Genomic DNA, 13,632 nt, shown 5'->3' on the forward strand with positions numbered 1-13,632 from the left:
ATGCCTCTATATTCCCCGTACAGTGGCCCTGAGAAGGTTAAATATTTATTTATTGACGGTGGCTGCTTAGATTCACTTCTAGAAGCACTGTCGAATGGACTTTTTGGAGGAACAAAGCTTGAGATCGACTACGCTCGATTAGCAACGGGTTTTCATAAAGTTTTCTACTACGATTGTTTACCTGCCAAAAAACAAGGGGAGGATGAAACAATTTGTCATAATCGAATTCAAACTAAAGTTGAGCTATTCAATAACTTAAGATCAGTTGAGAAATTTCATGTGTATGAAGGAACTGCTCGCTACCGAGATAGGCGTAGAGGACAGGAACAAAAGCAGGTTGACATCATGATTGCTGTAGATATGCTAACGCACTCCTTTCGGCGAAATATGCATGAAGCAACCTTACTAACAAGTGATTTAGACTTTAAGCCTCTTATTGATGCTCTTGTGCAAGATGGAATGTACGTATCGCTATGGTATCCGAAAGGTAAAACAAATTATGAGCTAGTTGACTCTGCTGATTCTAGACGACCAATCACAGTTCATAACGTCCAACAATGGTTGACTGATACTTCCAAAACACAAATAAAAACTCCTGTTATCGAACAATTTAATTCTTCCAATCCTGGGGCATCCTGGCGATATCTCGACACAATCAAAAAAGCAACCTATGAGGCATTCTTTTATGAACAAGCAGGTAATTATAGTGCTTCAATTCTAGTAAAGAGTAATTATTATTTATGTGAACATCCTAATTTAGAACAACTGAAGTTCTACGTAGACAATATTTATAGCCCAGATGTTAGCAGAGGATGAATTATGTATTGAAAAGTTAAATAAACTCGATTTTGTGTGGGGTAAAATCACGATTTGTATAAGTTTACATAAAGTCAAACTACTATTTCCCGATATCGGGAAATAGTAGTATCACGACATCTGTTGAGAGGGGGCAGGGAACATCACCCATCATTTACCTCCAAAAGCCGCCTTAACTCCTGCTTTAAAACCTCTGGATCTGGCAAATAAAGTTGATATCTTGACACAAAAAGCTGATTAGAAATACCACCCGTCGCATACTCAACCAAAATCTCATCCTTATCTCGCGCCAACACAATCCCTATCGGCTCGTTGTCATCCTCCATATTCTCCTCAGCGCGAAAATAATTTAGATACATATTCATCTGTCCAATATCCTGATGACTTACCGCTTGCGTCTTGAGATCGATTAAGACAAAACACTTGAGAATGCGATGATAAAACACCAAATCCACAAAAAAATGCGTGTTGTTTAACGTAATTCGGTATTGCTGCCCAATAAATGCAAACCCCTTGCCCAACTCAAGTAGAAACTTCTCCAACTCAGCAATTAAACGATTTTCTAACTCACTCTCACGATAATTGCGGTCTGGTAAATCCAAAAACTCGAACACATAAGGATCTTTGACCACATCCCGCGCCGACTCGATCCGTTGCCCATCCTTAGCTAGTGCCAAAATCTCCGCCCGATCCTTACTCAACGCCACCCGCTCAAACAAAGCCGAATCCTTCTGGCGTTTCAACTCCCGCACACTCCAGCGATCTTGGATGCACTGCTGCTCATAAAATGACCGCGCCAAATCATCGGAAATAGCTAAAAGCTCCGTATAGTGCGACCAACTCAATTTGCCAGACAGTGTTTGGCAATTCTCATAGTTCAAATAAAACAGACGCATATACTGCAAATTAGAACGGCTAAACCCCTTACCATACGCAGCTTTCAAATCTCGTGAAAGCACCTGTAACAACTTACTGCCATATTCTGCCCGTTCCTTGCCCGCTTGCTCAAACTCGACAATATAACGCCCAATCTGCCAGTAAGTTTCTACTAAAACTGAATTAACCTGCTCAAAAGCCCGTTGTCGCCCCAACGCCAAACACTCACCAATGCGATCTAACAACTGCTGATATGAACCATCATTAACCGTTAAATCACTCATAACTCAAACCCCAACGAGAGCCAACTGCGTCTGAAATCTCCAAACAGATGTAATAATGTAATTATGTAAATAAATACAAGTGTAATAATGTAATTTATTACATTAGCTTTTTAGCTCCTCCTCAACTAGAGCAATCATATATTCCTTAATGGTGATGCCTTTTTTGGTAGCACGGATTTTAATCTCCTGGTGCTGTGCCTCTGTAACTTCAAAAGTAACGCGCTTGCTTTTGCCATTTTTAGCTTCTTCTATCCCTGTAGTACTAGGAGTTTCAGCACCATTACGACTTTCCACCCACGCTGCTGCTTCATCTTTTACAGGCGTTTTCTGAACACCTGGCCTCAAGCTTAGTTTTTGTGATTTTTTAACTTCTGCCATGATTCGTTTCCTCTCTTGCTTCTAATATCTCCTCAACAACTGCTCGTACTTCATCACTGGCAGCACTTTTCGGGGCAGCCTCCAAAACAGTACTCCCAATGTTCAAACACTGAGCAAATGCTACCCTTTGACTTATCTGTGCTTTTAACACTGGAAAGGGGTATTCTCCTAAAACTTCAGTTACTTCTCGCCCAAGAGCAGTGTTCGCTATCTTTCTGTTGATTAGAAATGCTGCTGTTAGGTCTGGCTTATATATAGTGGCCTCTTGTACCAGTTCTACGACCTCATGCACCGCCCACACATCCAAAGGAGATGGTTGTACAGGAATCAGCACAAAATCCACTGCCATGATTGCTGATCTGGTTAAGTCAGAAACTCTTGGCGCACCATCAATGAAAACAAAATCATACCCCTGCGCTAGTTTGGGCAATTCTTTATGCAAGATAGGACGATCCAAACCAATAACGCTAAATGGAGCTTCACTATTACGTGCTGCTGCCCAGTCACGGGTTGAGCCTTGAGGATCAGTATCAACAAGTAATACTCGATACCCTCTCATAGAAAAAGCATGAGCCAAATGGATAGATACTGTGGTCTTGCCACTGCCCCCCTTCTGGTTCAAAACTGCAATTTTCATAAATGTGTTTTTGTAAAAATGTAATTCATTAGGTGATGACAAATTCCAGAAAGTAACAATACCAAGCTTAATCCCTAAATTACAAATTTACAAATGCACAAAAGAGTATTAATACAAATGTAATTAATTACAAAAATACATTTATAGCTATCAATTGACCACTTTTACACGGTCTTTGCGTCTCAGTAATCTAAAGCTAAATTAATTACAAGCTTATCTAATGTCTGTTGTGATCTCAAGGCAGGCTTGTTTGTTATTAGTAGAGTACATTCTTTCAAGAAACCCAAATTACACGGTTGTCGGCTCAATGCCAAAAAAGCGCTCGCGTTAGCTCAATATATATAGGCAGTAATTACACGTAATGGCTCTTTAATTTAATGCACTCGCAGTTTTGATGTCGGAAAAATTATATATAATCCTACCGTAAAGGGTGATTATACGGAAATTTCCTGTATAATAAATAGTTGGGCGGGGGAAAGGCAGTACATGAGCAGCAATTCTGAGAGATGGCGACGTATGGTTCAAGTATAAGCGGTACTCGAACGTACTTTGTTGTTAAAACGCGATTCTTTCGCTCTCTTCAATGGAAGGGAGCTTCGTAACATGTGCATTTCAGCAGGGAGGTTCGTATGAAAAACTTTGTTCCAACAAGTATCGCATTGGCAGGTCTTGTGATGCTTGCTGCGTCCGCAGCGCCTATACACGCGCAATGTGCCTCGCCGAAGTATGTTAGCGGAGTTTGGAAGGCGAATGATGGGGGCACATACCACCTTCATGCCATCGGCAGTACCATTTGGTGGGTCGGAATGAGCGGTGACGACGGTCGTTCCTGGACGAACGCGTTCAAAGGTACGCGAAACGGCAATATCATTGATGGGGAGTGGGCCGACGTTCGCGGACAACCGTGGGGACATGGAACGCTCAAGCTACGGATCTCAGGTACAACTTTTATGGAGAAGATCGACGGCACTGGCAGCGGATTCGGCGGGATTCGTTGGGGCCGTGGCGGATGTAACGACACGCAAGGCAACCCAGGGTAGTGTGAAGGTAGCTGCAACCAGGGGCAAGCTGAACAGTTTAGTTTATATAAATTGATAAATATGTTTTCCGCCTAAGCAGCGATCGCTCTTGTTGGGTAATCTGCGGCTGAATGCCAAAAAAGCGATCACGCCAGATCAATATATATAGGCAGTAATTACACGTTTTGGCTCATTCGTGTAATACTGCATCACTAGCTTGTTATAATTTTTACTAGACTGGCGTTAAGCGTAATTATCGCCCAATGATTTTAATTTTTTACGAATATTGGTTGTGCTGGGATGATCTACCCCTAAGCTAATTTCAGCAATTTCCAATGCTTTTTTATAAAGTGGTTCGGCTTCGGTGTAGCGACCTTGGTCTGAGTACAGTACTGCCAAGTTGTTGTAGCTGGTGGCAACATCTGGATGCTCTTCTCCCAGTAACCGTCGCCTTAGTTCTAATGCTTTTTTACAAAGTGGTTCGGCTTCGGTGTAGCGACCTTGGTTTGAGTAAAGTGCTGCCAAGTTGTTGTAGCTGGTGGCAACATCTGGATGCTCTTCTCCCAGTAACCGTCGCCATAATTCCAATGCTTTTTTACAAAGTGATTCGGCTTCGGTGTAGCGACCTTGGTCTGAGTAGAGTGCTGCCAAATTGTTGTAACTGCCCGCAACATAATGATGCTCTTCTCCCACCAGCCGTTGCGTTAGTTCCAATGCTTTTTTATAAAGTGCTTCAGCTTCGGTGTAGCGACCTTGGTCTGAGTAAAGTGCTGCCAAGTTGTTGTAACCGATGGCGGTACAAGGAGACTCTTTTATCCGCAGCCGCTGCCTTAGCTCCAATGCTTTTTTGTTGAGTGCTTCGGCTTCGGTATAGCGACCTTGGTTTGAGTACAGTCCTGCCAAGTCGTTATAACTAGCGGCGACATCCGAATGCTCTTTTCCCAATAGCCGTTGCCTTAGTTCCAATGCTTTTTTATAAAGTGGTTCGGCTTTGGTGTAGTGACCTTGGTCTGAGTACAGTCTTGCTAAATGATTGTAACTGGTGGCGACATCCAGATACTCTTCTCCAAAACGGGATATTAATACTGATACACATTGCTCACACCAAGGTTGAGCAAGCGCATATAATCCCTGTCCAGAATAAAATCTATTTAAGCCATGAAAAACTTCACCTAAATATTCATTACTGACTGCATTAGTCAGATTTTGTGCTACCTCTGCCAAATGAGGTATAGCATCTTTTACTGAATCTATATCTCTACGGGTTGGTGACGTAGGAATCTTTCGTGCAACTGCCACCATTGCATCTGCAACAGCGCGTTTTAGTTTCTCTGCTTCTGTTGATTGACTGTTTTCACTGACTTGCACGATCAATTGCTCTAACTTACCTTGTAAAAACTTCCAAATTATGGTTCTTCCTCCAATTTACTTCTAAAGAACTCTCGAATTAGCGAATGTAGACGGTAAATTTGTTCCTTTTCGTGTGAAAGTTGAAGTAAATGGAAGTCTAGTAGCTTAGTTCTAGCTTTTTCCACTTCTTCAACATCAAATTCCCTACCATCGTCGGAGTTCTCACAGTACTTTTGCTCAACCGACTTGGCTAGATCCCAAGGAATAGGTGCAGGTGCAAACAAACTCAGCAACTTACCTAAATGTTGGCTGTATTGACCCAATTCGGTTTTACTCAACTCATCCCAACTCAACTCAAACGCAGCTTCGACTCCCCGCTTTGCTGTTGATGTACGGTTTGCTTCATCTAGCTGGAGAGAATCATGCTGAATTGCAAGCCGTTTCTTCGCTTTCTGTTCTAGTCTAAATAATAATGTGGATAGTGATAAATCAGTACGTTTGAGCAAATAGCGACTAACTAACTCGATTCCTAATGGCAAATGCTCCAACCACTGACAAAGTGTTTTCGCAATATCTAACTCCTGCTGAACTCGTTCTTCCCCAATTAGAACAATCAACAGTTCTAAGGACTGTTCTTCTGATAGAACGTCAAGAGGAATCGACTTGATGGGTGGCCCAAACTTGAGCCGAGTTGTCATCAAGATTTTAAACTGATTTGATGCCGGAGGAGGCAAGTACGACTCAACATTACGACTGTAGTTGACCACATCATCCAACACCAGCAGGAAATTTCCCTTGGGCCAGTTCTGCCAGCAAAAAGCAACTTGGTCGGGAAGTTCCAGCTTATCTGGGATTTTCAAATTCAGTTGAGATTGGGCAAAACCAACCACCTGTGTACCAATATTAAATTCTCTGGCAAGTAACCAGCAAATTCCTCCCTCGTAATCAGATTTATACTGCTGAGTATACTGAATTGCTAGTTCCGTTTTACCTACGCCTCCCATTCCTTGAACAGCAGAGATGGCAATTAGATTGTCCTGTTGTAATGTTGTATGTACTCTCTCCAGATACACTTCACGCCCAATAAATTTAGCAACCCCACTACGGGGAACATTATTTGGGGGATTTAACTTTACCCGTTCCCGTTCGGGCGTAGGTAGTCAAATATTGAAAATACTATCTCTTTGGTCAATGGTTTGTGTTTGAGCCGCATTAATAGCTTTTCCAGTATTTTGGATAAAACTTGACGGATATGATTTTTGAGATTTCTCCACAGCTTCTTTTATCTCCCTCAAAATTTCAGCCAAGTTTGCTGGTGGATTAGTTTCTGCTGCTGCCACTAATTCCTGTGCAGCTTGAGCGACTTCAGGATTAGCCTTAGCCGCAGATTCTACTTCCAGTACAGCTTTGCCGTAATCGAGTGGTTGAGATGGTGCTTTATCAATCGCAACTACAGTCTGGGGAGAATGTTTTTTAAGGCTAACTAAAAATTTACCAGCTTTATTCAATAAAATTTCTGTTCCCTTTTCGGTTGTTTTTTCTAAGACTTTGGTGGCAACTATAGTACCAAGAGCGATCGCACCAGTAGTTAATAGCTCCATTTACTACCTCGTAAGCACGGCATTCTATTTGACTATTACTACATAGTTTCTGTACTAAATTCTGCCATTAATAGAACAAATATCTAATTAGCTTATGTTTAAGCTCATACATTTATTCAGCACTACACCTTTGGGCTAATACGTGTAATACAAGCCTCAAAGTCTTCTCAATTCATTCATATCCCCGGTCGCCATAAAAATACCTCCAAAGTCAAGCAGCAACACCTAATGTCGGTCAGTAGCATTAGAGGCCGGAGTTTCAACTTCCAAGTTGTCCTCCCGCTTCTTTACTGAAAAATCCGGCTCATTTTTACTACTTTAAGCAAGACCAGCAGCACCAGCAATGGCGGTTCCTGCAAGCCCAAGTGCCAACCCGTCAGCAGAGTTTTGTAGTCTGATGAGTGACAGGAAATGACTTTAAAGGTACTGGGCAGCCTAGTGTTATGATATTGGATTTCAAGCTGCGAACTCGCTTGCCAGTTCCAAGATATGAGTTGACTAAATGTAGGTATTGTCAACTGAGTCAAATTCCATATAATAGATAATAGTCCAGCCAAACTAATAGGTCATTCTGAAAAGAAGCCATCGAAAAATCAATTTCGGTGGCTTTTTGAGTTTTTATCGTGAAATTTCTTCAATAATTTCATGATAGTGACGATTGAGCCTTGTTCGGTTATTACACTTCTATTACCATCAAAAATATGCCAAACAATTTGGTTCCTAAATTATCCAAATTCCACAATTTTGGGGGTAAATATTAGTAGTTTTATTGAGGAATCGGGCTCGATTTTTGTGCATAAGCGGCCTGCTTGGGGTATGCACAAAATGATAGACTAATTCTAAGCTTTAATCCGAAAACTCATCATCTATTGGAGTGATTGAAATCTTTGTTGAAGTTAAATCAGGAAGTAAGTAGGTGGGTGGGAAAAAACCCAACTATATTAAGATAAATAAATACGGAAAATGTACTTACAGAGGTAACAAATGTTATGGGCGCTCGCTTAAGGGTATTCCTCACGCGTGAGCAAGACCAAACCCTGTTAAACCTGAGAACTGTGGATGTACCACAGAAAGTTAAAGATCGAGCAGAGGCAATCAGATTAAACGCGCATGGTTGGTACGTAGAAAAAATAGCTGCTCACTTTGACTGGAGTGTTCAAACAGTAAGAGAAGTCTTACATAAATGGCAGAAGTTAGGTATAGAAGGGCTTTGGGAATTACCAGGTCGAGGAGGAAAACCGAAGTGGAAGGAGGAGGACATAGTATTGTTGGAAAAATGCCTCAGAGAAGAACCACGTACATACAATAGTTTTCAACTCTCCCGGAAATTAGAAAGCGAGCGCCACATAAAATTGAGTCCCGACAGATTAAGACGGGTACTCAAAAAAGGGGGTCTATTGGAAGCGAGCCAAGAAGAGCCACAAGAGAAAACAAGACCCCGTAGTCAGAGCGAAGAAACAAGCAGACCTAGATATGTTGGAATTATCCGCAGCTACCGGAGAAATAGACCTAAAGTATCTAGATGAATCAGGATTCTGTGTGTGGAGTGAACCAGGTTACACCTATTACTTTAGAGGTGAGCAAAAACGCTTAGAGCAAACCAAGCGTCGTGGTCGGAGATTAAGTATTATCGGGTTTCTTCAACCTTTAATCAGCTTTATTTACGGTCTAGTTATTGGTGGTGTTAGTCGTAAATCTTACATTCAAATGATGGAAATTGAAGCGACGGAAGCTCAAAAAACCGGGCGCACTAGGGTAATTGTGCAGGATAACGGACCGATACACCGATGTCTTGAAGTGCAAAAACTATGGTTAAAGTGGGAACAGATGGGTTTGTACATCTTCTTTTTGCCTGCATACTGCTCCGAGATGAATCCAATTGAATTGGAGTGGCAGCACCTGAAAAAAGATGAATTATGTGGGCAAATATTTGATGATGAGTTAGACCTTGCTTACGCGGTGATTGATGGCGTTAAAGCTAGGGGAGAAAAAGGCAACCACAGTACAAAACGTATTAAATTTGGCTCTAATGGCTCTGGTTAAACTTTCGTTACATAGTTGTAAATTTTCCCACCTACCTACTTAAAGATGAAAAGAATAATTGGTTACGCCAGAGTATCTTCTCGTGAGCAAGCCGAAGACCATCAAGCTTTAGAACAACAAATTGCCCGTCTGTTAAAAGCTGGAGCGACTGAAATCTTTGTTGAAGTTAAATCAGGGCGGCGAGATGATAGAGCCAAATTAAATCAACTTATTATTTTAGTGCAACTAAAGCAAGTTGATGGAGTAATTGTCACCAGAATAGATAGAATTGCTAGGTCTTTACCCAAGTTGCGACAGTTTCTCGATGTTTTTGTAAATTCTGATGTCAACCCAGGGCAAACGCATCTTATTTACTAATAAAAACTAAGGGAGATTCCAAAATGACATAGATAATTGCAAAAATCGGTGAAATGATAAATAAAATAAATCAAATATTTTTCAAAATTTGAATTAGCTTATCTTCAACTGAATGACTAATCGTCAATACTAAAATAATTCAATTATGAGCTACATAAGAATATATTTACTTAGAGAATAAATAAAACTTTTATGTAAAACATTCAACTCAAGTTTTGATGTACTATTTTAAGCTAACGCTAAAATACTTAGTAAGTATTTGTTATCCATCGCCGCGAGAAACTGTTTATTTTTGATTCCACGTTTGACACGCTTCTCTTGACTTAAAAGATTGACTGCAAGATGTCTGAGAATTGCAAAATTATGTGGGGCATTATCTTTTCTAATTCGACAGTCATCTTCTCTTAAGGCAACATCCAATAGCCAATGCAATGAATTTTCAATTCCCCAATGACTGCGAATAGAATTACCAAACTGTTTAGCATCTGACTCAAGGCTACTGATAAAATACCGAGTTTCAACCGTTGTTTCACCATTGAATGAACGGACAGATTCTACCATGCCAACACTATTAAAATTTGACCAAATTGAATCTGGGTTAAGCCGAGATTCAATTTGAGAGAACATTACGTAATTGCGGATTTCATGACGACCATGCCCTGTTTCTTCTGTTTTATACGTGCTATGTGCAATCCCCTCAAATCCTGTAGCTATGCCTGAAGAGAATAGTTTTTCTACTTCATCATAAAGATTTCCTTGATTCTTCTTTAACCCAATTACATAATCTGCATTTTGCTGTGTGATTAGCTTCACAATCTCCTTCTGGCAGCCAATTGCATCAATGGTCACAATACATCCTGACAGTTCTAATACCTTTAATAATTCTGGAATTGCTGTAATTTCATTTGATTTTTGATCTACTTTTACTTGTCCCAGCACTAATTTATTTGTAGTTGCCCAGGCACTTACCATTATAATTGCGCTTTGGTCACTACTTGTATCATAAGAACCACGTAAAGTTTTCCCATCAAGCGCGACAACTTCACCATCAGTTATCTTCTGTATTGATTTCATCCAGCTCAGAAAACATTCCTGGAACTGTTGAGGATTTATTTGTGCAAATACTCTTGCAAATGTATCGTGGGACGGAATCCCATTTGGTAATTCTAAAAATGTTTTTAACCATTCATACTTTGCACAACCATAAGTCTCTACGGCTACCCAACCATCCGCACCACAAATCACAGCACATACGGCAATGGTCATGATATCGATTAATTTATGTCGTTTGGTGCGATCTACTCGTGGATCTTGTATCACCGCAAAATGGTCAGCAATCGTAATTTTGGGTTTCAGCTTCATAGAGAGGAGAATAAGAACGTAATTCTTCTTTCTGATAAATGTGAGAATACCACGTTCAATGAAGGCCAGCCGTCCTCACTTTCACAGCATCTGTAAAAGTCACTTTGATCGGAAGGGCGATGGTGTAACCGTCCTTCCCGGCGGCGATCGCATAAATTGAGCTTTTCTTTGTGCTGATCTTCTCATAATTCCTAGTCATTAATCTAAAACTATTGAGAATCAGACTGTGAGAAAACCTACGCTAGAAGAGTGGAGAACTGACCGTGAAAGCTCAGGCAGCCGTCGGCTGCCTCTAACTCCCCCCTCGTAATGATTATCATTTTTATAACGAGTGAGATTTAATTTCCTCAAAGCCTTATGTAGTTTGAGTCTTGGTGTATTTCGCCCTGATTCAGGCTCGTCAATATTTAGATGCGTTTGCCCTGGATGTCAACCTGGTCATCTTAGATCAAAGTATTGATTTAAGCACATCTCAGGGGAAATTAATGGTCAATATACTCGGTTCCTTTGCTGAGTTAGAAGTGGACATGCTATCCGAAAGAGTCAAACATGGAAAACAACATGGGAGAAATCAAGTAAAAGCTTGTGAGCAAGCTCCTTGGGGTTATGTAGTTCAAGATAGCAAGTATATTTTAGATAACAGTCCCTATCTTTGCCTAATTACTGAAGATAGACCAAAAAATTACCTTCAGTTGAAAAACTCTGATATTCCCCTTGAACAACTTCCCGGAAGAACTGTAGCTCAACTAGGAAAAGAATTTATTCAAAGCTATATCCAAGAAAAAAGCATCAGAGGAGCTTTGAGATGTGTATTTAAAAAATATGGAGTAGGCAAAACTAGTGCCAAAATCAACTCTCATGACCGAGTATTTTATTGGACACAAAGAGGTTTTTCTCTTTGGTTAATTAATCCTGTACTTTCTGGACACACATCTTACCTGAAAGAGAATAAAAGAAATCACTTAAAACACCCTAGCGAATGGACAACTATTAAAGATACTCATCCAGACCAAAGACTGATGACTGATGAAGAGGCAGCAGAAATTCAATATCTGCTTGAATTCAATAAAAAGATAGGTAGCGGAGCCTTGGGACAAAAAGCTGATGCTAACAATCATTACCGAGAGTATGCTTATCAAGTGGGAATGATTTTTTGTGGAGAATGCGGCTCCAAATGTACTACTAAATCTAGTTCCAGCAAGCACAAACAGTATTCTTACTATGCCTGTAGATATTCCCAACTAGGTTGTAGTAATTCTCGCTCAGTTATCCGAAAAAAAATTGAAGATAATTTGATTAAATCTTTAGTTCAGAAGTCTCAGAAGTTTGCTATAGGCTCGGACTTTGATGATGACTATATTTCATCCAACTCAGACCGAGTAAGCGCATTACAAGCCAAGTTAAAAACGATATCAGAAATTTCTGACTCAGATCCAGATTTGGAGAAATTTAAGCAGAAGCTACGTCAGCAGATTGCATCGGCAGTTGATTCATCTAGTTCAGATTACCTGAGTAGTTGTACAGCTAGTGAAATTCTGCGGACTGGAAACAATTTAGCTTTCTGGCATACGCTGTCTAACGACGAGAAAGTTGGACTTTTTCCCCGATTGGTTTCTCAAATCTTTATCAACGATGGAGAAGTGAAATCGGTTGTTTTCATCGATGAGTAGACGTATCTTGAAAGTCTACTTTTACCCAGGATTGTAAGAGCAGCAACCCATGTACTCTCTTGCAAAAGTACGTGGACTGCTCTGTTTGTGGGAAAATTTAATACTTTTAACCCTTCTTCCAACCCCCATCTGAATAATTTGTCTAGTTTCATCTCTAGGAGCGTATTAAAGATGATAAGTCCTCTTGAACAATTTCAACTAAATAAACTTAGAACCCAGATTGCCTATGCTATTGTGCTGAAAAAAGAGAATTTTCGGGAACCAGAGGTAATTGGTTCGTTTAGCTGTCCCTTTTGCCAATCCCAGCTAGTTTACCAGAGGATGCAGCGCAAAGATGGCGATACCCATATTTGTCGCCAATGTCAACACAACTTCTCAATGGAGTTGGTTGATGGGTGTAGATGTTGGTTTCCAGGAAAGCTTGCTAAATGCCATGATTGTTCTCGCTTTCAAGCGATGCTACCGCTGCTTAAGGAAGCGAATGATGGTTTACGTAATCTCAGTCGCCAAGAGTTAGAAAGCTTATTGTCCCACCTCTATAAACAGGGATGAAATGAGAATCCGAATTTTTCAATGACCAAAATGGTTTTATCAATAGGTATGAAGTTAACCCCAGATGGGTGGTGCGATTCATGAATTCTCTGTAAAGAACATGAATCTTTTTCGGAACTTGCCACCACTAAGGCTGTATATCCCTACATACCGAACCACTTATACAGTAACCGGGGCATTGAATTTATCAAGCCCCATGTAAATTTCTAGCTTTACTAAAACTGCTCTCTTGTCAAAACTTGAGAGCAGTTTTGCATTCTCAATCAGTAACAGCAAAGCGCTCGCGCTTTGTCCTGTTACAAGAGCCATGAAGCATTGGCTGAGGTAGAGCCAGTTTCAATTGCCGATTACACGTAAGACTAACAACGTGGAATTAATTGCAAGTCGCTACAGCTACGCTCGCCTTTGGCGAAGCCTCTCGTAGAGAAGGAATTGCACCTTGTTTACCCCGACCTGACAAAATCGCGTTGCTCCCCTCACTAGACAGCAGTCCTCACACACCCTATTATAAACGAGACGATTCAGTTATCTTGTCTGGAGAATTATGAGTCCGTCAGGAGAGTCTCGATGAATGGAGCCGAAGCTAAAGGGGCCTTTGGAGAAACACTTGCGTCTTATTACCATCAGAGTGATAGCGAAACTGCGACCCTGGCTTGGTCACAGCAAAGTACGTTCGCTATTACACGA

13 protein-coding genes are annotated in these 13,632 nt (G+C 40.8%); 5 read left to right on the forward strand and 8 right to left on the reverse strand.

Translation table 11 applies throughout. The features are described from left to right. Nucleotides 1-816, forward strand: coding sequence for an NYN domain-containing protein (locus tag FD724_RS33530; protein ID WP_218651550.1), 816 nt, complete (start codon nucleotides 1-3; stop codon nucleotides 814-816). A gap of 143 nt (nucleotides 817-959) precedes the next feature. On the opposite strand, the gene FD724_RS33535 is transcribed toward FD724_RS33530, so the two are convergent. From FD724_RS33535 to FD724_RS33565, 7 genes are all read right to left on the reverse strand, one after another. Continuing rightward, nucleotides 960-1,976, reverse strand: a complete 1,017-nt coding sequence (locus FD724_RS33535) for a YhcG family protein (protein WP_179076030.1) — start codon at nucleotides 1,974-1,976, stop codon at nucleotides 960-962. A gap of 102 nt (nucleotides 1,977-2,078) precedes the next feature. Next, nucleotides 2,079-2,354, reverse strand: coding sequence for a hypothetical protein (locus FD724_RS33540; protein WP_179076031.1), 276 nt, complete (start codon nucleotides 2,352-2,354; stop codon nucleotides 2,079-2,081). Continuing rightward, complete coding sequence (gene parA, locus FD724_RS33545; protein WP_179076032.1) at nucleotides 2,341-2,991, reverse strand: ParA family partition ATPase; 651 nt, start codon at nucleotides 2,989-2,991, stop codon at nucleotides 2,341-2,343. The genes FD724_RS33540 and parA overlap by 14 nt, the downstream gene beginning before the upstream one ends. 1,262 nt (nucleotides 2,992-4,253) lie before the next feature. Further along, nucleotides 4,254-5,378: a tetratricopeptide repeat protein gene (locus FD724_RS33550; protein ID WP_256874672.1), complete on the reverse strand. Its 1,125-nt coding sequence runs from the start codon at nucleotides 5,376-5,378 to the stop codon at nucleotides 4,254-4,256. Between the two features lie 38 nt (nucleotides 5,379-5,416). Next, entirely contained in the window at nucleotides 5,417-6,433 is a 1,017-nt protein-coding gene (locus FD724_RS33555) for an NB-ARC domain-containing protein (protein ID WP_179076033.1), read from the reverse strand. Nucleotides 6,434-6,520: 87 nt separating this feature from the next. Then, nucleotides 6,521-6,961, reverse strand: a complete 441-nt coding sequence (locus FD724_RS33560) for a hypothetical protein (protein WP_179076034.1) — start codon at nucleotides 6,959-6,961, stop codon at nucleotides 6,521-6,523. Between the two features lie 287 nt (nucleotides 6,962-7,248). Then, complete coding sequence (locus tag FD724_RS33565) at nucleotides 7,249-7,479, reverse strand: hypothetical protein (protein WP_179076035.1); 231 nt, start codon at nucleotides 7,477-7,479, stop codon at nucleotides 7,249-7,251. A gap of 471 nt (nucleotides 7,480-7,950) precedes the next feature. Here FD724_RS33565 and FD724_RS33570 point away from each other — a divergent pair. Both FD724_RS33570 and FD724_RS33575 read left to right on the forward strand, forming a co-directional pair. Beyond that, nucleotides 7,951-9,004, forward strand: a protein-coding gene (locus tag FD724_RS33570) for an IS630 family transposase (RefSeq protein ID WP_256874324.1) whose coding sequence is annotated in 2 segments (ribosomal slippage) — nucleotides 7,951-8,343 and nucleotides 8,345-9,004 — 1,053 coding nt in all. Because the reading frame shifts where the segments join, the coding sequence is not laid out codon by codon here. A gap of 45 nt (nucleotides 9,005-9,049) precedes the next feature. Next, complete coding sequence (locus tag FD724_RS33575; protein WP_179076036.1) at nucleotides 9,050-9,361, forward strand: recombinase family protein; 312 nt, start codon at nucleotides 9,050-9,052, stop codon at nucleotides 9,359-9,361. 228 nt (nucleotides 9,362-9,589) lie between these two features. On the opposite strand, the gene FD724_RS33580 is transcribed toward FD724_RS33575, so the two are convergent. Next, a complete protein-coding gene (locus FD724_RS33580; RefSeq protein WP_179072797.1) occupies nucleotides 9,590-10,723 on the reverse strand; it encodes an ISAs1 family transposase in 1,134 nt (377 codons plus the stop codon). A 374-nt stretch (nucleotides 10,724-11,097) separates the two neighbouring features. Here FD724_RS33580 and FD724_RS33585 point away from each other — a divergent pair, with 374 nt between their 5' ends. Together FD724_RS33585 and FD724_RS33590 are read left to right on the forward strand one after the other, a co-directional pair. After that, entirely contained in the window at nucleotides 11,098-12,393 is a 1,296-nt protein-coding gene (locus FD724_RS33585) for a recombinase family protein (RefSeq protein ID WP_218651551.1), read from the forward strand. A 171-nt stretch (nucleotides 12,394-12,564) separates the two neighbouring features. After that, nucleotides 12,565-12,945 (forward strand): hypothetical protein, encoded by a 381-nt coding sequence (locus FD724_RS33590; protein WP_179076038.1) that lies wholly within the window; start codon nucleotides 12,565-12,567, stop codon nucleotides 12,943-12,945. Nucleotides 12,946-13,632: the final 687 nt, after the last annotated feature.

The sequence above is a fragment of the Nostoc sp. C057 genome (genome assembly GCF_013393925.1).
Lineage (GTDB): Bacteria > Cyanobacteriota > Cyanobacteriia > Cyanobacteriales > Nostocaceae > Nostoc > Nostoc muscorum_A.

Excerpts from the sequence above, each read along its gene's own strand:
- FD724_RS33530 (WP_218651550.1), top strand. The coding sequence starts at position 1 with ATGCCTCTATATTCCCCGTACAGTGGCCCTGAGAAGGTTAAATATTTA.
- FD724_RS33535 (WP_179076030.1), bottom strand. The coding sequence starts at position 1,976 with ATGAGTGATTTAACGGTTAATGATGGTTCATATCAGCAGTTGTTAGAT.
- FD724_RS33540 (WP_179076031.1), bottom strand. The coding sequence starts at position 2,354 with ATGGCAGAAGTTAAAAAATCACAAAAACTAAGCTTGAGGCCAGGTGTT.
- parA (WP_179076032.1), bottom strand. The coding sequence starts at position 2,991 with ATGAAAATTGCAGTTTTGAACCAGAAGGGGGGCAGTGGCAAGACCACA.
- FD724_RS33560 (WP_179076034.1), bottom strand. The coding sequence starts at position 6,961 with ATGGAGCTATTAACTACTGGTGCGATCGCTCTTGGTACTATAGTTGCC.
- FD724_RS33575 (WP_179076036.1), top strand. The coding sequence starts at position 9,050 with ATGAAAAGAATAATTGGTTACGCCAGAGTATCTTCTCGTGAGCAAGCC.
- FD724_RS33580 (WP_179072797.1), bottom strand. The coding sequence starts at position 10,723 with ATGAAGCTGAAACCCAAAATTACGATTGCTGACCATTTTGCGGTGATA.
- FD724_RS33590 (WP_179076038.1), top strand. The coding sequence starts at position 12,565 with ATGATAAGTCCTCTTGAACAATTTCAACTAAATAAACTTAGAACCCAG.